Source organism: Chryseobacterium sp. 22458 (assembly GCF_052044975.1).
In the GTDB taxonomy this organism is placed as follows: Bacteria; Bacteroidota; Bacteroidia; order Flavobacteriales; family Weeksellaceae; genus Chryseobacterium.
Genome location: NZ_JBQEOA010000001.1, coordinates 690,007 through 709,789 on the forward strand (window position 1 = coordinate 690,007; position 19,783 = coordinate 709,789).

The 19,783-nt window shown below is 34.7% G+C and carries 15 protein-coding genes; 12 read left to right on the forward strand and 3 right to left on the reverse strand.

Annotated features, from left to right (window positions below):
* Positions 1-413: 413 nt before the first annotated feature.
* Genes ACTJJF_RS02935 through ACTJJF_RS02945 form a run of 3 tightly spaced genes read left to right on the forward strand, consistent with a single transcriptional unit; the run spans position 414 to position 7,471 of the window.
* A complete protein-coding gene (locus ACTJJF_RS02935) occupies positions 414-3,542 on the forward strand; it encodes a SusC/RagA family TonB-linked outer membrane protein (RefSeq protein ID WP_440698635.1) in 3,129 nt (1,042 codons plus the stop codon).
* A gap of 18 nt (positions 3,543-3,560) precedes the next feature.
* Complete coding sequence (locus tag ACTJJF_RS02940; protein ID WP_440698636.1) at positions 3,561-4,943, forward strand: RagB/SusD family nutrient uptake outer membrane protein; 1,383 nt, start codon at positions 3,561-3,563, stop codon at positions 4,941-4,943.
* A gap of 47 nt (positions 4,944-4,990) precedes the next feature.
* On the forward strand, positions 4,991-7,471 hold the full coding sequence (locus tag ACTJJF_RS02945; protein ID WP_440698637.1) for an alpha/beta hydrolase family protein: 2,481 nt from the start codon (positions 4,991-4,993) through the stop codon (positions 7,469-7,471).
* Between the two features lie 28 nt (positions 7,472-7,499).
* Here the strand turns inward: ACTJJF_RS02945 and ACTJJF_RS02950 are convergent, their stop codons facing one another.
* From ACTJJF_RS02950 to ACTJJF_RS02960, 3 genes are all read right to left on the reverse strand, one after another.
* Positions 7,500-7,763 carry a DUF6520 family protein gene (locus ACTJJF_RS02950; RefSeq protein ID WP_440698638.1) on the reverse strand — a complete coding sequence of 88 codons (264 nt, stop codon included), beginning with the start codon at positions 7,761-7,763 and terminating at the stop codon, positions 7,500-7,502.
* Positions 7,764-7,805: 42 nt separating this feature from the next.
* Complete coding sequence (locus ACTJJF_RS02955) at positions 7,806-9,308, reverse strand: MauE/DoxX family redox-associated membrane protein (protein WP_440698639.1); 1,503 nt, start codon at positions 9,306-9,308, stop codon at positions 7,806-7,808.
* 195 nt (positions 9,309-9,503) lie between these two features.
* Positions 9,504-9,740, reverse strand: a complete 237-nt coding sequence (locus ACTJJF_RS02960) for a hypothetical protein (RefSeq protein ID WP_253316711.1) — start codon at positions 9,738-9,740, stop codon at positions 9,504-9,506.
* Between the two features lie 273 nt (positions 9,741-10,013).
* Here ACTJJF_RS02960 and ACTJJF_RS02965 point away from each other — a divergent pair, with 273 nt between their 5' ends.
* From ACTJJF_RS02965 to ACTJJF_RS03005, 9 genes are all read left to right on the forward strand, one after another.
* Positions 10,014-11,720: a helix-turn-helix domain-containing protein gene (locus tag ACTJJF_RS02965; protein WP_343679413.1), complete on the forward strand. Its 1,707-nt coding sequence runs from the start codon at positions 10,014-10,016 to the stop codon at positions 11,718-11,720.
* Positions 11,721-11,840: 120 nt separating this feature from the next.
* Positions 11,841-12,692, forward strand: a complete 852-nt coding sequence (locus ACTJJF_RS02970; protein ID WP_440698640.1) for an RteC domain-containing protein — start codon at positions 11,841-11,843, stop codon at positions 12,690-12,692.
* A gap of 134 nt (positions 12,693-12,826) precedes the next feature.
* Positions 12,827-13,108, forward strand: coding sequence for a helix-turn-helix domain-containing protein (locus ACTJJF_RS02975; RefSeq protein ID WP_253316708.1), 282 nt, complete (start codon positions 12,827-12,829; stop codon positions 13,106-13,108).
* 276 nt (positions 13,109-13,384) lie between these two features.
* The gene (locus tag ACTJJF_RS02980) at positions 13,385-14,203 is read left to right on the forward strand and encodes a hypothetical protein (RefSeq protein WP_440698641.1); all 819 of its coding nucleotides are present in this window, start codon (positions 13,385-13,387) and stop codon (positions 14,201-14,203) included.
* A 32-nt stretch (positions 14,204-14,235) separates the two neighbouring features.
* Positions 14,236-14,940 (forward strand): hypothetical protein, encoded by a 705-nt coding sequence (locus ACTJJF_RS02985; protein WP_440698642.1) that lies wholly within the window; start codon positions 14,236-14,238, stop codon positions 14,938-14,940.
* 4 nt (positions 14,941-14,944) lie between these two features.
* A complete protein-coding gene (locus tag ACTJJF_RS02990; protein ID WP_440699225.1) occupies positions 14,945-15,160 on the forward strand; it encodes an IS3 family transposase in 216 nt (71 codons plus the stop codon).
* 256 nt (positions 15,161-15,416) lie between these two features.
* Entirely contained in the window at positions 15,417-17,930 is a 2,514-nt protein-coding gene (locus ACTJJF_RS02995) for a sacsin N-terminal ATP-binding-like domain-containing protein (protein ID WP_440698643.1), read from the forward strand.
* A 5-nt stretch (positions 17,931-17,935) separates the two neighbouring features.
* Complete coding sequence (locus ACTJJF_RS03000; RefSeq protein ID WP_440698644.1) at positions 17,936-19,165, forward strand: TIR domain-containing protein; 1,230 nt, start codon at positions 17,936-17,938, stop codon at positions 19,163-19,165.
* A gap of 289 nt (positions 19,166-19,454) precedes the next feature.
* Positions 19,455-19,673 (forward strand): hypothetical protein, encoded by a 219-nt coding sequence (locus ACTJJF_RS03005; RefSeq protein ID WP_440698645.1) that lies wholly within the window; start codon positions 19,455-19,457, stop codon positions 19,671-19,673.
* The last annotated feature ends 110 nt before the right edge of the window (positions 19,674-19,783 follow it).

Genomic DNA, 19,783 nt, shown 5'->3' on the forward strand with positions numbered 1-19,783 from the left:
CATGCTGTTCGCTTAATCTCTACATTAAAATCTAAGCCCGCTTACAACATAAGTATCAGAGTGCACGATACAATAGGAGGGTACAGCCTATTGTGGCTTTTTAAGCTTACATGGGACAAATTTTTCATTCATATGCTTTCCGGTGTCTGAGGTCACTGAGCTCTTTTGGACCACACACCCTTTGTTTATACCATGGGCACTTGGAAAGTTTTAATTTATCCTGATTAAATAGAATCTTAAACGACGAAAATTTACGCTATTGTTTTATAGGAACCCGATCATATTATGACTGGAAAGAAATACTGATAAACGAAATATAAATGAAAATATAAAAAAAGCCCTTTCCCTTACAGTTTGACGACAGCGGGAAAGAGCGTGAGAATTTAAAGTTAATTAAAAACCTTTACAAAGCTATGAAAAAATCCTATATCAACATAGGAGGCATTGGTCTTACCCTAATGTTAACAGTAGTGTGCACGCATGTCAATGCTCAGACTCAAGTTATCTCAGGTACGGTCACTGCAGGAAATAAACCTCTTTCCGGGGTGACTGTTTCAAAGAAGAATTCCAATCAAACCACCCTAACCAATTCCAATGGTGTTTTTATGCTCACTTTGAAGATGAGTGATGCCCGTAACAATAAGCAAAAGCCTGTTCTTTTGTTTATGCATCCGCAATACAAAGAGAGAGCGATTCCTGTTATTTTGGATAAAAAGGATAATGATTCAGCAGGATTAGGACAAATGGTCATTGATGTTGACCTGTTGCGTGATGATGTGGATGATGATAGTCATGGTAAACATGGTGATGCTGATTCTGATGCTAATGATAGTATTGATCGTAATGCTGATCAGGATACTAAGATCAGAGGAATTCAAGAAGTGGTCATCAATGCGGGTTATTATAAAGTAAAAGATAATGAAAGAACGGGTAGTATTGGAAAGGTGTCGGCTAAGGATATTGAGAACCAGCCCGTCACCAATGTGCTTTCTGCGGCACAGGGACGCATGGCAGGGGTTAGCATTACACAGAACTCAGGAGTTCCCGGAGGTGGTTTTGATATTCAGATTCGGGGTAAGAACAGCCTGCGAAGGGAAGGAAATGAGCCGCTCTATATTATTGACGGGGTGCCCTTAAGTGCGGAGACGCCTTCTTTATATGCTGTAACCATTTTGCCATCTGCCTCAATTAATCCGCTGAATGCAATTAATCCCAATGATATCGAAAGTTTTGAAATATTAAAAGATGCCGATGCAACGGCTATCTACGGTTCGCGTGGAGCCAATGGGGTTGTAATTGTGACAACCAAAAAGGGTAGGAAAGGAAGAACGGAACTGAAATTGAACACTGCCTATTCTTTAAGTAGAGTAGCCAACCATATGGAGATGATGAACACCGAGCAGTATCTCAATATGAGACGTGAAGGCTATGCCAATGATGGAGTGACAACGATTCCTGCTTCTGCGTATGATCTTAAAGCATGGGATCAGAATCGATACACGGACTGGCAGAAAATACTGATCGGAAATACTGCCGATGCTTCGGTTGTACAGCTGTCTCTAAGTGGTGGAGCAGAGAATTCATCCTATCTCATCAGTTACGGACATCAGGAGCAGAGCACGGTCTTTCCAGCGGATTTTAAATATAAAACAAATAATCTGACGGGTAATTTTACTTTCAGATCGCCTGATAATAAACTGGAGGCTAACATGAACAATACGTTTTCGTTTCAGAAAAATAATGTTCAGAATGATGACATGACCAAAAAAAGTCTTCAGCTAAGTCCCAATGCTCCGGCTTTATATGATACTAATGGAAATCTGAATTGGGAGAACAATACGTTTAACAATCCGGTAGCATCCTTTAACAGTCAATATCTGAATTCAACAACATTCATCAACAACGGGACAAATATTTCTTACCGCCTGTTTCCGTTACTGTCTCTGAAATTAAATGGAGGGGTAACCTATCAGGATTTTGAAGAAAGAAGTTTGAAACCTCATACTATGTATAATCCCGCATCCGGATTGACCAGCGCAAATTCCATTTCTTCACTTAACCGTCAGACCGTATTTTCTTATCTGTTGGAACCGCAGATCAATGCAGATTTTAAATGGAAAGATCATCATTTTGATATTCTGGTGGGAACGACTTTACAGCAGTCCGAAACAAGGCAGGGCTCTATACAGGGCGTAGGCTTTGAAAGCAATGCACTGATTCAGAACCTCGGGGCATCCAAAACAAAGACGGTATCGGATCAGGTGGTCAACCAGTATTATTATACCGCTGCTTTTGCCCGGTTCAATTATCAGTTCAGGAAAAGGTATATTCTGAATCTTACGGGTAGGAGAGACGGATCCAGCAGGTTCAGTCCTGAAAATCGTTTCGGAAATTTCGGTGCTGTAGGGGCAGCATGGATATTTTCAGATGAGCCATGGATGAAGAAATTATCATGGCTGAGTTTTGGAAAGCTTAGAGGAAGTATCGGAACAACAGGGAATGATAAAATAGGAGATTATCAGTACCTGAATACTTATTCGGTAACAACCAATATCTATAACGGCATTACCGGATTGTCTCCCTCAAGGTTGTACAACCGTGATTTTAGCTGGGAAAAGACAACCAAAAAAGAAATTGCCCTTGAATTGGGGTTTCTGAAGAACAGAATCAACCTGTCAACCGCTTACTACAGCAATACCTCCTCCAATCAATTGGTAGGTATTCCGCTGCCGGCAACAACGGGATTTCCAACGATTCAGTCAAATCTTCCTGCAAAAGTCAGAAATACAGGATGGGAATTTGATCTGTCTGCACAGATACTGAGAGTTGGAGAGCTACGCCTGGAATCATCATTGAACCTGTCTATACCCCGAAATACTTTGTTAGAATTTCCGAATCTTGAAGGTTCAACCTATGCGAACCAATACGTCATCGGATATCCCATGACCCTTGTTAAAGTATATCAGTTTGAAGGGGTCAACCCTCAGACTGGGCTCTACAGTTTTACGGATTTTAATGGTGACGGAAAAATCAGTTCACCCGATGATAATAAAGTGGTGGAGAAAATCGGTGTGGAGTTTTTCGGTGGATGGACCGCTGCTATGAAATATAAAAGGTGGTCAGCATCATTTCTTTTCCAGTTTGTCAAACAAAGAAACTGGAACTACAATAAAAGTATGCTGATTCCGGGAATAATGAGCAATCAGCCTGTGGAAGTATTAAATGCATGGTCGCCGTCAAATCCGAATGGAACGTACATGCAGTACAGTGCAGGAACAAATGCACAGAAAAATGCTTTGCATTCTTATTTTCAGAATTCCACGGCAGCCATCAGTGATGCTTCTTTTATACGTCTTAAAAATGTACAGATCAACTACAGTATTCCTGTTCAGAAGATGGGAATCAAGGAAGCCATGATTTATGTGCAGGGACAGAATCTTCTTACGCTGACCAACTATTTTGGGATTGATCCCGAGTTTACAGTGGTGGGATATCTTCCTCCGCTGAAGACCTACTCATTAGGATTTCAACTCACTTTTTAACCTCTATGTTCTATTACAATGAAAACAATAGTAAAACCATATATGATCATCATTGCTGTTTCTGCAGCATTAACCGCTAGTTCCTGTGAGCAGTGGATAGAAACAGATTTTCCTTCCAATCAATTACCCACAGAACTGGTATTTGAAGATGAACAGACCGCCGAGGCTGCTTTAGCCGGGCTCTATGCTAACTTATGGAATAATTCTTTGATCTCCGGAGGATCAGACGGAATGGGGCTTCTATTAGGTATGTATACCGATGATATTGCTTCAGTGTCTTCACCGGGAAGCAACAGCATTATTGATTTGTATTACAATCAGCAAATATCAAGCAACCTGATTGTATCCAATGTGTGGACAAATGCTTATCAGCATATTTATGCAGCAAACAGTATCATTGAAGGGGTAAAGAATTCCAAAACCCTTTCTCAAAGTGCCAGAAACCGTATCACCGGAGAAACTCTCTTCATCCGATCTTTACTGTATTTCTATTTACAGCAGATCTATGGAGAGATACCATACACCGATACGACAGATTATCAGATTAACAGCAAACTTTCCAAGCTTTCAGCCGATGATTTGCTAAGCCGTATAGATGCTGATTTGGAGCAGGCAGTGAATCTTTTACCTTCTGCATACCGGAATGCCGAACGGATTTATGTGAATAAGAACATCGCAAATCTGCTTTGGGCAAAATTGAAAATACTGCGTAAACAATGGCCTGAGGCTGAAAATCTTCTGCAATTGGTATTGCAGTCCTCGGATTATGCTTTTCAAAATGATATCACAAAGGTTTTTCAGAAAACGGGTACGCACATCATCTGGCAGCTGAAACCCAAAAACAGCGGTGATGCCACAAAGGAAGCGGCCCTCTATAATTTCTCAGAAATTCCGACAACCTATATGCTCAATGTAGATCTGGTGAATAGTTTTTCGGCAAATGATCTGCGTAAGCAGAATTATATTGCTACCGTGACGTCCCAAGGACAGACTAATTACAGAGCGGTAAAATATAAAAACCTTGCCGGAGCCAACACTTCTGAAGACTCCGTGATTTTCAGGCTGGAGGAAGTTTACCTTTTGTATGCCGAGGTTCTCGTTCAGCAAAATAAAGTTGCTGAAGCAATTCCTTATATCAATAGAACCCGGCAAAGAGCTGGTCTGTCAGCCCTTTCAACAGGATTGAATCCCACTTCCGCTAAAGAAGAATTAAAGCAGGAGAAAAGAAAGGAGTTTTTCTCTGAACATGGGATCCGCTTTTTTGATTTAAAGAGATGGGGGCAATTGGATCAGCTGCTTTCTGTAAAAGCAAACTGGAAATCTTACCATCGTCAGTGGCCTCTTCCTCAGAAAGAACTTCTGCTGAATCCTAATTTGAATCCTCAAAATGAAGGGTACTAAAGAAAAGTGTATGGATGAGATAATTAAAATTAACAAGAAGTAAAACAATGAAAATATTGAATAGGCTTATAGAACTGCTCATCATTATTGTGATGGCGTTGTTACAAAAGCTTCCCGCACAAAGTAATATTGAGAAACTAGAGAAAATAGTTCAGCAATCCGAAGAAATTCGTTTGTTGCAAGTATCGAGAGACGGACGATGGATGATGTGGCAGGGAGTATACGAAACAAAACCTTCGGAAATGAATGTCATAGATACAAAACATCCTGAAAAGATGATGAAGTTTGATGCTAAAAATATACTGTTTATCCATGATCATAATCTGCTGATCCAAAAGGGAAGTGCAGTAGAGTTTAAAGACCCGGTAAAAGGAACGACAAAAGAGTTTCAAAACGTAAAAGCATTCGGATCCATTGAATCAAATGATCTTTTTTGGATCCATTATGATGCGAAAAAGGCTAACGCGGTTGAAGTGTACAGTAAAGATTTGAAAGTGATTTACAAAATGTCTGAAGTCGACCGGGTTAAGCCGTTAGATCAGAATTTAGCTTTCTACACAAGTACTGATGAATTGAAGGAAATTTCAATTTTCAGCAGTGTTCAAAAAAAATCAGAAAAAATATACAGTGGAAAAAGTGAGGTGTATTCACTGGCCGAATCCAAAATGGCATCTGGCGGATGGTTGATGACTGTAATGGAAAAGCAAGGTTTGAAAGCCATCTACGTGGATCACAATCATCAATCGAAAGAACTGGTAGTGAATGGGCAAAAGTACTTTGATGTAATCAGTAATAAGCCGTCTGCTAATGAAGATGGATTGTTTTTGATTTTAGGGAACTACGAAAAAATGAACAATGACGGACTCGATATTTGGTATGGCAATGAAGTCAATCTTACAGGACACTTTCGTAAGGTTTATGAACCTAATCGTGTGGTCTGGTTTCCCGAAGAAAATAAAATCCAACAGATAGATAGCCGTTTTATTGACGGTATTGCAGCAGGAAAATCAGGGATGTACCTGTCAATTGAAAAGAATCTTGATCAGGTAGATTACAGGGATACCGAAATTAGTCCTGTCCCTGAAAAGACCTTTTTGTATGATGCGAAAACGGGATCAGATATTTATGTTGACGAAATTCTTAAATATACAATGGTTGATCCTTTAGGTAAAATATTGCTGTATAAAGAAGAGGGTCAGTGGATAAGCTACGAAATAGCTACAGGGAAAAAAACAGCCCTGTCTATTGGAATTGATGCTTCTCCGTACTTCGCAGGTGAAACAGTATTATGGACTTTAAACAATGAATTGTGGTCTCAGGATATGAAGAGCTCAAAGATGCATAAGCTAAAGACTTTTGAGGGGAAACTGGAGGTTCTGAACGCGAGAAAGGATCCTGTCTTTAATGATAGCAATATTTCAGGGTTTGTTGTCGATTTGCATCAGGAACTGCTGTTAAAAGTTATTGCTGAAGATGATGTAAAACATTCGGTTATCAGTTGGAAAAATGGAGTTGTCAAAACGGTTATTAATCAGACGAATGATAAAATTAGTTCACTGTCCGGGAATAATACCTCCAAATCACACTATTGGATTGCTGAAAATTACAATAAAAATCCGGTGATCATGAAGAAAGGCTTTGCAAAAAAGACAGCGGAGCAACTGTATGACTCAAAACATCCGGATACTACGTTAAAAATTGGGATGAAGCGATTACAGTACAAAGGGCCTAATAATGAAGACTTAACTGCTTTGTTGTATTTACCGCCGAACATAAAGAAGAATGAAAAATTGCCTGTAGTAGTATATATCTATGAAGTTCAAAGAAAGTATCACAATGATTATTTGCAGCCCACTTTCAGAAATCAGGATGGATTCAGCATTCGGCTATTGCTGGAAGCAGGTTTTATGGTGATGTTGCCGGATATTACAAAGGAATCTGAAGGTCCGGGAATTTCAGCGCTCTATTGTGTGAATCAGGCAATGGATCAGCTTTCGAAAATTGAGCAGGCTGACATGACAAAGGTAGGACTGATGGGAAGGTCATTTGGAGGGTACGAAACCAATTTTATTGCAACGCAATCGAACCGATTTGCAGCCTATATTTCAGGAACTGGTTTTTCAGACCCTATGCATTCCGCATTTGCGTTTAATTATGGTAGCTATTCTCCTGACTATGCACGCTTGGAACATGGACAGTATTCATTTGGAGATTTTTCAGAAAATAAGGAAAAGTATATTAAAAACAGTCCTTTATTTTATATGGAGCAGGTTACAGCTCCTATGCTGCTATGGTCAGGTCTGAAGGATACAAATGTCAGTCCCGAAGGAAATAAGTCAACATTCAGTGCTCTTAGGAAATATAGAAAGCCGGTCATCGCATTGTTCTATACTGACGAAAATCACGGTATTATAGATTCTAAACTTCAGAAAGATCTTACAACGAGAATAATAGAATGGTGGCAGTATTTTTTAAAAGGTAAAAGAAATGTTCCGTGGATATTGAAACAAACGAAGGATGCTGTTTAGCATCCTTCTTTGGTTAATTGGTTGATGGTTAAGTTATTTTGAACAATACATTGACACAACCTTGATCAAAGAGATTGTGCTGTCCCGAAGAGTCTGTATAAGTACAGATTTCATCGTTAAATTCTGTGCTGCAAGAATTAGTGGTTTCGACACATTCTTCTCCTACCGGAGCCATTGGATCATAACGGAATCCGTTTTGAATTGCACTTTCTGTTTTGTCTGACGCTGTGGAAGCGTACGCACTTCCGATTCCTAAAGCGAAAATAGCTAGAGGCAGCGCGATTTTTCTCATTTTTTTCATGATGTAAAATTTGTTTTGGTGCCTACTCTTGGATCAGGTTTTCGGCTTCCCCTGAATGAAATGTTGAGTAATGTTTTGCGCTAAACGATATCTGATCAACTCATTTCCAATAATTGTAAATAGGGTATTGTTACTGACCATCAGTCCCGTCATCGACGACTCAGAGGTTTTTGGCAGATAAAAACTACCCAGGTATTTTTGCTCACTGATAGCATACATATCAATACTAAAAGATTTTTTCCATTGCTTTTTATCTTCGGATTTTCCCATACGGGGTGATTCGATAAAAAGAACACCCTTATACACAAATGCGTTTCTATTAACAGTCGTTGACGGATTTTTCATTTTTTTAGTTCCGTCGGACAGCTGGGTCACCTCAATCTTTGGGATCTGGAGCTTGTCAATGGTTTGAAAAGTATGGCTGTGTTCAAGCTGCTGGTCTGCAACGACAAATTGATTCCTGTAATTGTAGACATAGACCAACTTCTCCGCAGTCTCATCAAATAACAATTTTCCATCGGTATCAAAGATTCCGTCATTGATTTTCTCCAAAAGATTTGGTTTCAACAGTGATGAAGGGTAGGAGCCTGTTGATAACAGCCCTAAAGACTGAATATCTTCTTTTTTAGAATAACCGATCATTGCGAAATGATCTTCTATCATTGGTTGAAGTTGCAAAAAATAGCTCTGATGAAAACTGATGGTACGCATCTTTTCTTTTCCCACAATCCCCTGATAAATAACGGGTACTGTTCCATCGAAAAAATAGAAATTCGGATGGTTAACTTTTATACGTGGACTCTTGAACTCAAAGTTAAAGTGATCCGGAATAACGGTATGCTGTTTTAGATAGTTGAGTTTCGCATCAATGCAGTAGTATACAAACGGTGTTTTACTGCTCCCCAGGTAAATTGAATCTCCGCTGGAACCTGCAAAATAGTAGGAATCGAGTTCAAGATTGTACTTTTTTTCCAAGTCGAAAGGATGTTTCAGCAATCGGCGTGTGAAGTTGTTTTCTTTAATCAGCATATATTCAGATCTCTGGTAGAGTAGTACCAGTGAAATTCCACATACAACTGAAATTAGAGATAGCAGGATCACAGGTCTCATAATGCGGTGACCCGAAATCTTTATTTTTAAAATAAGCACAGTGCCTGCGATAATCACACAGATGATGTTGAACAACAGATGGGTATTCCAGTCCATCTTTTCCAGAATACCACCACATGAACAGGGAACAAACTCACTGTAATGTAAAATGATATAAATGTAAATGGTGAATAGGACCATTAGCGCAAATGATGAGTATAAACCCAAAAGCCTTGAGCGCTCAAAAATAAGAAGTCCACAGACCACAAGTTCAACGGCTAAAATTCCGTACGATACCAAACCTGAAATAATGTTCAATAAAGGCGATTGGGTAATCTGAACCTTAAACGTTTCAAAGTCAATGATCTTGCTGATGGCAGCATAGCAAAATAAAAGAATGAAAAAGAAACAGACCACAGTATACAACCGTTCAATAAATTGTTTCATATATTAGTTTTATTTAGTTTAACAGGCTATCAGTAATTTCCAGATAACCTTTCTTCCACAGTAAGGTGGCATTACAGCACCCTCCATGAGAGCGACGGTGGTTTTAAAACTCCCCACACTCTCCCAAATGCCACTGGTCGGACATGGTGACCCTGTGGCAATCGATAAAGAAGTGTGAGGATTCATCACCATTTTTTATTTAGTTGAACTTTGCCGCCAGTCGTCTCCGTCACGAACAGGGGGATCTTTTACAATGACTATTTCTGATCCTGAACCTGCAGAATCTTTGGCGGAGTTTTTACTGTCGCCTTTTTTTACAATTGATGTCGCCGTTTCTATTTCGACCTCTTCAAAATCAAGATGACGTTCTGTACATTGCTGTATAATCAATGAGCAAAATGTAGTGCTCATCAGTGTGATTAGTTTTTTCATTTTCTTACGTTTTGTGACTTGATCCCGGCCGGATTCAATTGAATTGTTGATCCAAAATTAGTCGGATTAAGGATGGGAAAACATTTACCGGGGGTATGATTTTAAAATTGAGACGTCTTAATTTTAAAATTGAGACATATAGAAATTACAGTAATATGGCTACTGTAAACAGTTCTGCGATTAAAGGTCATTTCTTTGCTGTAATTCTATAAAATTGGAATTATTACGTTGTAAAATGGCTATTTTTGAGAGGTGTGGTTAATATAAAGAGCTATGAAAAAGTTTAAATATTTCCTATTTGTATTTTCGCTGTTTTCACTGTGGGTATATTCTCAAAAAAACAGTGCTGAAACATACGGCGATATTCGAAAGAATTATGAAAAAATGTTAAATGACGATCGGAGAGCGCTTCCTTTCGTTAAATTGTACATTAATAAAGCTAAAAAGGAGAATAACCAGGAAAAACTTGTTCAGGGATACCGTGACGCCCGTCAATATTGCATATCACTGGATAAAAAATTTAAATATGCCGACAGTACGATTCAGGCAGCCATTGCTTTGAATGATTCTGCTGAAATAAGTAGGGCTTATCTTAGTAAAGGAATTCTATTTTATTTTAATGTAAGAAAATATAAACCTGCTTTAGATCAATATCTTAAAGCATACCAATTTGCTGAAAATTCTAAAGACGAATATCATAAATACAAAGTAATCTATCACATAGGAATTGTTAAAAGCCACCTTGGCTACTACGAAAAAGCATTGCAGCATTTTTTAGATTGTACACACTTTTACCAATCCTCGTTAGAAAAAAAACTGCATCAAAATGAAGTATATAATTATAAAAAAGGCTATTATAACAGTTTACATCAATTGGCTGTTGCCTATCAATATCTGGAACAATTTGATAAGGTTGATAGCTTAGCTAACCTCGGACTTAAAAATACAGCGAATAAGCAGGATTACTTTCTGGAAAATAGCTATTTTCTAAAATGTAAAGGACTCGTTTATTTTAATAAGAAAGATTACAAAAATTCAAAAAGAAACTTTACAAATGCATTACCCGGAATAGTGAAAAGAAATGACTTTGCCACCTGCTCAATTATTTACCTTCATCTTGGAAAGATGTACTTTGCAGAAAATGAAATTGAAAAATCAATGAGAAATTTCATGAAAATCGATTCCATATTTAGCAAACAACAGTTTATTTTGCCAGAGGCAGCGGATTGCTATAGTTATCTTATCAATGATGCTTCAAAAACAGATAATGTTCAGAAGCAGTTGTATTATACCAATCAGCTCTTAAAAGCTGATCGTATGATCAATAAAGACTTTTCATACATTGCTTCGAAAATCTCTGAAGAATACGATGTAAAATCTTTGAAAAAAGAAAAAGAGAGTCTGGAGAGAAAGGCAAAGAGGAAATTACATAATGCGCTTGTTCTCATTGGAATTTCGGCAGTGATTATCATTATTTTCTGTATTCGCTTCTATCATGATCGTAAGATCAAGATTCAGTATGAAACGTTACAACAAAAACTTAATAGCAGTAAACTAGGAAATGATAAAGAAACTTTTCATGATATTCCCATACGAAAGACATCTTTATCACTTGAATTAACTGAAGAATTACTTGAAAAGCTAAAGGTCTTCGAAGAGACTTTAAATTTTACCAAGAAAGGGTTAACTCAGAAAAGTGTAGCAACAAAACTGGGAACGAACTCTCATTATTTATCTATTTTAATCAATGAAAATAAAGGGATGAGCTTTACACGTTACATGGCAGAACTCAGAATCAATTACATTACTAATCTTTTGAATACCAATAAGAAATACTTAAATTATACGATAGAGGCTTTAGCGGAAGAATGCGGAATTGCAGCAAGGCAGAACTTTTCAGCCCTGTTTTATGAGATAAACGGAATACGCCCTAAAGATTATATTAAGAAAAGAAAGGAAGAAATCGGTTATACTATATAATTAGCGATTTATTAATTGGCTGTTAAGTCAGGCATAATAGCAAATTCAGATATTTGATTTTTAAAATTGTAATTTTTTACTGTTTGAATGAAAGTTTGTAATTTCCTTTAAAAAAGGGACATGGAACAAATTGATATCTTTAAACAGATCGCAGAAATGCTTGAGAAACTTAAACAGAGACTCAGTGAAATTGAATTAGAGGAACAAGAGACTATTGCAATTTCAGAACTGAGTTTAATGGAAATCGATGAAGTAACAAGGCATCTCAAAATATTGATTTCAAAATATAATTTTAGAAATATTGCTGAGGAGATCTATTTCTTTAAACAAATGAAACCACAGTTTATTTCTCTTTATATCTATCATTCAACTGTACTAAACGTGGAAACATGTCGCCCAATAGCTGGCCAAAAGATATTACGAAAATATTACGAAAATGAAATTGAAAAACTCAATGCATTTTATGAGGAAAATGCAGAGTTTTACAGCTACTGTCGAAGGAAAGCTACTTATATGGATCATAAGTATTTTGTAAGGAATTCTTTCGATATGAAAATGAAAATGCCGCAGACATTTTATAATTACGATGAGTCGTTTACCACTTCGCATGATCATCAGGTAGCACAAATTTTGGCATACGAGAAACTGGAAATGTTTTATAAGCGTATGACATCAAAGACTGTCGATAGTATTGTTGCTAATCAATTAGAAAATCAAAATATCGTATGGTCTGCAACAAAGGTTTCCTTAATTGAATTGATCTACGGACTGCATAAAATGCGTTGTTTCAACGGAGGTAATATCGAACTGAGTGAAATTATGAAGTTTACTGAAAAGACGTTCAAAATTGATCTAGGTAATTACCATAAAACGATATTTGAAATCAGAAGCCGAAAAAGTGGAACGACTAAATTTCTTCAATTACTAACGGATAATCTCAACCAGTATTTTATTGACAGTGAAAATATTTAATTTTTTTATCGGTATTACGATAAAGTAGTGACTTTTTTACGATGAACTATGTCAATTTTGTAAAGCAATATTTAGAACCGGAGAATGTTAGCTTTTGGTAAAGCCACTTTTTGTAACCTTTAAATAGTTTAAAAATGAATATTGAAAGAGCAGAATTTATAAGATGGATGGAGAAAATCATGAGTCGATTTGATATTCTTCACGAGAAATTAAATACAAAGCAGAATGAATTGACAGCCATCGATGGAGAGCAGCTACTCGACAATCAGGATGTATTACAATTGCTTAAAATTAGTTCAAGATCCTTACAGCGATATCGGTCTATGAAAAAACTTCCTTATTATACAATTAGCGGAAAACTGTATTATAAACTGTCTGATGTTCACGAACTGATTCGCAATAGCTTTAATCGGTAACTGCAAATGAGTTGAAATGATTTCTGTTTTAGAAACTATCATTATATTTAATCTGAAAAATCTAGGAAGGACATAGGACGAGGTATTTTGCATTTAGAGGTTTAAAAATAATTATACTATAGACAAGATCAGATAACCGTCGTACAGAAGATACTGAAAAGATAAAAAAAATCTAGACTTATGTGAAAATGATAGAAAGAGTAATTGTTTAAAATAGGATAAAATAACTTACGATTTCAAAACTATAATATTGTTAATATAAACTAAGGATTTATTATGTTTAAAACCATACCTAGACAAGAAATTGAAGACAGAATAAAGGAGATCGAAAATGATAAAGGCGCTCCCATAAAGTTTTTAAAAAGATTATCGAGCCCTCACGAGATTACATCAAATACTAAAGATTGGTTTGAGTCCGCTGAGAACTATTGGGAAAAGAAAGCAAAGAAGAAATTAATTATACCCATAGCAGTTGATAAGAAGAATTTGTCGCGGACATTACTTATTGTAGATTTTCTGGTCAAACTGATTGAATTCAGAGATCATCATTTCGGTTTTGACATTAATGATCAAAATATTATAAAAATTTTAGGTCGAGAAATTCATTTAAGTATTCGAAATGTTGGAAAGTATGTGACGAATGATGATAGTAAATATCCTTCAAGAGATTTCGTGATGACAGAATTTTTGTGCGTGCAAATGTATGAAGATACTTGGAACCGTAAAGAATGGAAAGACACCCCATATTCTGCTATGGAAGAAAAATTAATTCGTGTGGTGGCATATATTGAACTTTATGCGAAGTATTCGCATGAATATCATTTAGAGTTAAAAGAAAGTTGGCGGAAACAGGCCATTATCAGGGAGCAGGAGAAAGAGAAACAAAAGAAGATTGAAGAGGAAAAAAGAGAGATCGAAAAATTGATGATGGATGCTGAAAACTTTGAGAAATCACAACAAATATTAAACTATCTAAATGAAAGAAAAAGGTATCTTCTTGAAAGCAATTTATACACAGAAAATGAGGCAAAATACTATGAATGGGGAATCAGTCAATGCAATTTGTTAAACCCACTGTTTAACATTGAAAAATAGATCGGATATTAATATAAATTATAGAATTAAATATGACTGATAAAGAATATTTGGACTCTACCTCAACGGTGGCTATTTATGCAGAAATACTTTTAGGAATTTTAAGATATGTACCTGTGAAAAATTTTTCTGATGAGGATGAATATCAAAGTAAATTAACAAAAGTGCTGAAATTTGAGAAAAATTATGATCCGGACTTATTCAGAGCTTGTATAGATTTACTGGAGGATTCACAATATGCTATCGATGAAGTTTTTAAAAATGGATTAATTACCGAGTCTAATTCCCACGGGGAACAATATTTAAGGCTTTACGGAGTATTGAATGCTTACTATCTTCAGTTAGGTGCTATTACTGATCTGATAAGATTATTTAATCTTGATGGCCAAAAACAAATTAGAGTTGATCTGAAATCAGCAAAAATAATTGAACTTAGAAATAAACTGGGGTCGCATACAACCAGCTATATACAAGCCGGAGAAGGCGAAGAACCAGATTTTTATAGAATAGCAATGACAAGTATTGATAAATGGGGTAGTAATTTAAGTCTGATAGGAAGAAAAAAAGAAATTGAAGAGGTAGATCTTATTGCTACTATGAGACAGTTTACAGAACAAGTTGAAGCTGTTCTTGATAAAATTGTAAGCAAAGAGCTTGATCGAAGACAATTTAAGAAGCAACATTTGGAATGGCTGAAATTAAGATATGATTATCTTAAACAGGAAAGAATGAAATAAAGCAATATATTGCTATGACAATGCTGTCGCGGAGAGTTTCTTTAAAACTCTGAGAGCCGAACTTGTCTATCAAAATAAATATGAAATTAGGGATCATGCCAAAAACTCTGTGTTTGAATATATAGAAACATTTTACAACACTTACAGAAGGCATTCAACTTTAGGAAATTTAACCATAAGAGAGTATCAAAATTTAATGTCTAATCAATCTAAAATGTAGCATAAAGAGTATAAGAATTTTGTCTCAAAAATAGTTGCAAGTTCAAAGAGAGATTGGATGAAAATAGAACTTTATTTTGCGTATCTACGAATAAAGACATTGATGATAAGAATTCATTCGACAAGTCATTAGTCAAAACACAGGTTAATGTAAATTTTGAGAATAAAGAGGTGAAAAGAAAAAGATAGTTGGCAAAAAATCTAATTAAATATTATGTTATTTGTAAATTTGACTAAAACTTATAACCTTTATATTAATGTCTTATAAATCGAGATTTGACTCTTTAGAGCAGAAAGCACACCATCAAATCATAGCAACTAAAATTTCCAAAGAAATGGGTGAATTACGCTCACTCGTAGAAAAATCCCCAGTTACACCTAAAAGATGGATTTGGGAATTGATTCAAAATGCAAAAGATGTACATTTAGACAAAGGAGTTCAGATAAGAATAGATTACCAGCCGGAATATGTAAGTTTTAAACATACCGGTAAGCCGTTTACTGCAGATAATATTCGTTTTTTAATAGAGCAGATATCAACTAAAAGCAGAAGCAGATCAGAAGAAGGAAAGAGTAAAACTACTGGTAAATTCGGGACAGGATTTTTGACAACTCACTTGTTATCAGAAATTGTTACCGTTAAAGGAGTTGCTAAAGAACCTGATTTGGATTACAGAAAATTTGAACTGCAATTAGATAGAAGTGGCTTTGACTTAGAAGATATTACTGAAGCTGTGAAAAAGTCTAAAGAATCTGTAGAAGATTTAGATAATGCTCCTATTTATGCAGAATACCTCGAAGGGGATTTCAATACGGAATTTGTATATCCCTTACAGGATAAAATTAGTGTTAATGTTGCCGAATCAGGTCTAAATAATTTAGAAATTTGTCTTCCATACACACTTATATTTGTCCCAGAGATAGAGAAAATTGAAATAGTATCATCTTCTCATTTATTTATTAGAAATAGAGAAATTGAAAAAATTAGCGATGAAATTAGTTTACATACAGTAAAACTAATAGATACTGATTTGATTGAAGAGACAATTTATAGCATAGTTGTTTGTTCTTCTGGACTAACCTCTATTGCAATGCCTATAAAAAAGGATGCGGATTCTATTTCATTATTACCAATTGATGAAGAGGTACCGAGATTGTTTTGTGATTTTCCGTTAGTAGGGACTGAAAAATTCCACGTTCCAATAATAATTAATAATCCAAATTTTAATCCAACTGATCCACGAGATGGAATATATTTAACTTCCTCAGAAAGAGTTAATCCACGAATAGATGAAAATAAAAGTATTATCAATGAAGCCAAGTCGCTCTATTTCAAGTTGCTGGATTTTGCTTTTACTAATAACTGGAAAAATCTTCATTTACTCGCACAAATAAAAGCAATTTCAGAGGATTATGACTGGGTAGATAATAAATGGTATATAAAGGAAGTAGTTACTCCTATTCGTGAAAAATTGCTTCATATTCCTATCGTAACAAATGCTACTGGAAATCTTATTTCGATTTTAAATGCAGAAGGCAGAACTTATTCTTGGTTTCCTAATTCTGCAAGTAAAGAAATAAGAAACGAAATATGGGAAATTTCTAATTATTGGTTTCCATATCAACTACCACAATTTTCGGATATTGAACTTTGGTATAAATTAAATTGGAAAGAGTCTGGCAAATTGACAGCGGAACAACTAGCAATATTTGTAGATGCTTGCAAAACTTTAGAAAATTTATCAGGAAGAATGAAAGGAATAGAAGTTACGGAGTGGTTAAATAAATTTTATGACTTAATAAAGAAAGAGATTAAAGATTATGATACTATTATAAATAAATATGCAATTTTTCCTAATCAAAATGGTAATTTTAAAAAAGTATCACAATTGAAAAAAGATAATGGAGATATACTAATAGATTTTAAGGATATTTTGGCTCTTCTTGAACATGATATCAGAGATGAACTTTTGGATAAATCAATTAATTATGATTTAGATCCTGAAAATATTAGAGATAAAAAATATGCAGTAGAAAAAATCACTTCAGAGGTTAATAAAAAGTCCAGTGATAGGAGTGTTTCAAAAAAGTATAATGAAGCATTTAAAAAGCTTTTATTCTGGTTTAACAAAGATACTTCTCAAGCAGCATATCTTTTTCCTACGCTTTTTAAAAATAAACACCTTTTATATGATGATGAAGAAATTATAGAAAATATCAACAAAGCTGAAGAATTAAAAGATCTTCTTTCTGCTTTTGATGTTACATCTGCTAATGAACTTAGACTCAAATTTGAAAATATAAATGATGATACGCAAAACCTGCTTCCCATTACGCATGAAATATTAACCTCAATGGGTATAACAAATATTGAAGAATGGGAAGATGCAATGCGTGATACAGATTTGAAAGCTTTATTTGATCATCAATCTGTTCCTACAACTGATATGTTTCTTTTGTCACAGTCTCATATTAAAAAGGCAAGAAAGAGAGTAATTGCACATTTAGAAACCTTAGAGAATTATGACCTTGAGGAACTTGATACGAATACTGCTCTCACAGTTTTAGCGGGGGTATACAAAAATAATAATCCCATAAAAATTGTTTTTAGACCAGCATATTCTCGAGAGGTAATCGTGTACTATGGTGCTGAGAAGGATGCATTAGATTATGCCGATGCTGAATTATGGGTAGATGATGGTACTCAAGTATGGCAAGTGAGTTTGGGGCACATTTTAAAAAAGAATAATATCAAGAAATTTCCTATATAGAAAAAATGACACTAGAAGAATATGCAATTAAACAGATTGGCTTACCTGAAAGTAATAGACTGAAGTACGAAGTATTATTACCTTCAAGTATCGAAATTGGAAAATTAATATGTGCCTATGCAAATACTGATGGAGGACTTCTTGTTCTCGGAGTTTTAAATAAAAATAATATAATATCTATAAAAGGTTTAAGTGATGACTTTCAGGTAGAAATTGTAGTAAAGAATTCAATGGTGAAAATCTTTCCTGCATTGAAAATTGAAAGAGGGTTTATTACTTATGAAGGGAAAAAATTGTACGTTTTAAAAGTAGAGAAAGCGAGTGAAATTGTCACTTTTAATGATATTCAATATGAGATCAGTTACAAAGCAATAAAAAAAGTAGCTTCTCAAAAAGTTAGTAATTATAATATAAAAAGTACAGAAGAAATAATGCCATACGCAGATAAATTGGATACTATACTTAAATTTTTGTTGGATAATCCTAAAAGAATTAATGTTAATAAATATACGATAAGAGAGGTTTTGGACAATGAGATCTCCCTTTCAGAAGCGGAGCAACTAATTGAAAAATTGAAAGAAAGCAAGTATGTAAAATCTTATAATAATAAATATATAGGTATATCTATTGATACGGCGATGTTTCTTGAAAATGGTGGTTTCAGCGGAAAAGGTCTTAATTCATTACAATCTTCGCCTAAGAATATTTTTGTATCATACAGTTGGAAACAAAAGGAAACGGCTAGTAAGTTATATAATTTTTTGAAAGTAAAGGGATATAATCCATCAATGGATGATCATAATCTTGCGTATAAAGACAAAATTTCAACTTTTATGGAATCTATAAGAGCTTGTGACTATGCAGTATTGATTATTAGTGATGATTATCTTAAATCTCTTAATTGTATGACTGAAGTTTTACATATTTTAAATGAAAGAGAATCTTATAGCAAAATACTTCCGATCAGACACGAAAATGTCAAAATTTTTAATGGCAATGATAGAATAAAATATATTCATTTCTGGAAGACGCAAGTTGAAGAAAGCACAGCTTTAATTGAAAACTTGGATAGAATAAGTACAATTGAAGAAAGTAAAAAACTTAAAATAGCAAGCAGGATTTATCAAGACATTGGAGATTTTTTAAATACAATAGCTGATATGATCACTTTTACTATTGAAAAGGAAGAAGAAGTTTCTTACCATAATTTATTAGATTATATGGAAAAAGAATGAAAAAAGAACAATCATGGACTTTTTTTAAGACATAATTAATTATACTTATTTAATTTTTAACCAGTCAGTATTTAATATGATCTTCATTATAGTAGAATCATTTATGCTTTAAATTTATATAATCTAAACTAATCTTAAGCAGCCTTACAATGCTTTGTAAGACTGTTTTTTGATTTTTATTGTCGATTTTTACTTGTAAGAAAAAAGGAATTTAGTAACAATTTTTTTATTAATAAAGTTTTCAGTTAATTAAAATTATTTAGTCCTTTTTCAATTTAATCTTTTAATATTGGCTACAAGAAAACCAAAGAAATGCTCTCCAATTGTTGGTTCAAATAATTTTGATCCTTTGTCTATTGTGAAGTTTCATGAAATGCCCTTAGAAGTAGAAAAAAAACTCAAAGATTTAGGGATAGATGTTTTAAGAGAAGAAGCATCTGAAATTTTAGCACTAGCACATAATCTTGCTAAAATTACTATCAAAGAGTTCATTTTAAATCAAGACTAATTCATATTTTATTTCTTCAAATGCATTTAAAAAAACTTCAGTTAATACCATTAATAAAATTATAAATTAATTTGCCATTAAGTATAATAATTACAACTTTATTTTAATTA

Excerpts from the sequence above, each read along its gene's own strand:
- ACTJJF_RS02950 (WP_440698638.1), bottom strand. The coding sequence starts at position 7,763 with ATGAGAAAAATCGCGCTGCCTCTAGCTATTTTCGCTTTAGGAATCGGA.
- ACTJJF_RS02940 (WP_440698636.1), top strand. The coding sequence starts at position 3,561 with ATGAAAACAATAGTAAAACCATATATGATCATCATTGCTGTTTCTGCA.
- ACTJJF_RS03000 (WP_440698644.1), top strand. The coding sequence starts at position 17,936 with ATGACACTAGAAGAATATGCAATTAAACAGATTGGCTTACCTGAAAGT.
- ACTJJF_RS02965 (WP_343679413.1), top strand. The coding sequence starts at position 10,014 with ATGAAAAAGTTTAAATATTTCCTATTTGTATTTTCGCTGTTTTCACTG.
- ACTJJF_RS02970 (WP_440698640.1), top strand. The coding sequence starts at position 11,841 with ATGGAACAAATTGATATCTTTAAACAGATCGCAGAAATGCTTGAGAAA.
- ACTJJF_RS02945 (WP_440698637.1), top strand. The coding sequence starts at position 4,991 with ATGAAAATATTGAATAGGCTTATAGAACTGCTCATCATTATTGTGATG.
- ACTJJF_RS02960 (WP_253316711.1), bottom strand. The coding sequence starts at position 9,740 with ATGAAAAAACTAATCACACTGATGAGCACTACATTTTGCTCATTGATT.
- ACTJJF_RS02995 (WP_440698643.1), top strand. The coding sequence starts at position 15,417 with ATGTCTTATAAATCGAGATTTGACTCTTTAGAGCAGAAAGCACACCAT.
- ACTJJF_RS02980 (WP_440698641.1), top strand. The coding sequence starts at position 13,385 with ATGTTTAAAACCATACCTAGACAAGAAATTGAAGACAGAATAAAGGAG.
- ACTJJF_RS02935 (WP_440698635.1), top strand. The coding sequence starts at position 414 with ATGAAAAAATCCTATATCAACATAGGAGGCATTGGTCTTACCCTAATG.
- ACTJJF_RS02955 (WP_440698639.1), bottom strand. The coding sequence starts at position 9,308 with ATGAAACAATTTATTGAACGGTTGTATACTGTGGTCTGTTTCTTTTTC.
- ACTJJF_RS02975 (WP_253316708.1), top strand. The coding sequence starts at position 12,827 with ATGAATATTGAAAGAGCAGAATTTATAAGATGGATGGAGAAAATCATG.
- ACTJJF_RS02985 (WP_440698642.1), top strand. The coding sequence starts at position 14,236 with ATGACTGATAAAGAATATTTGGACTCTACCTCAACGGTGGCTATTTAT.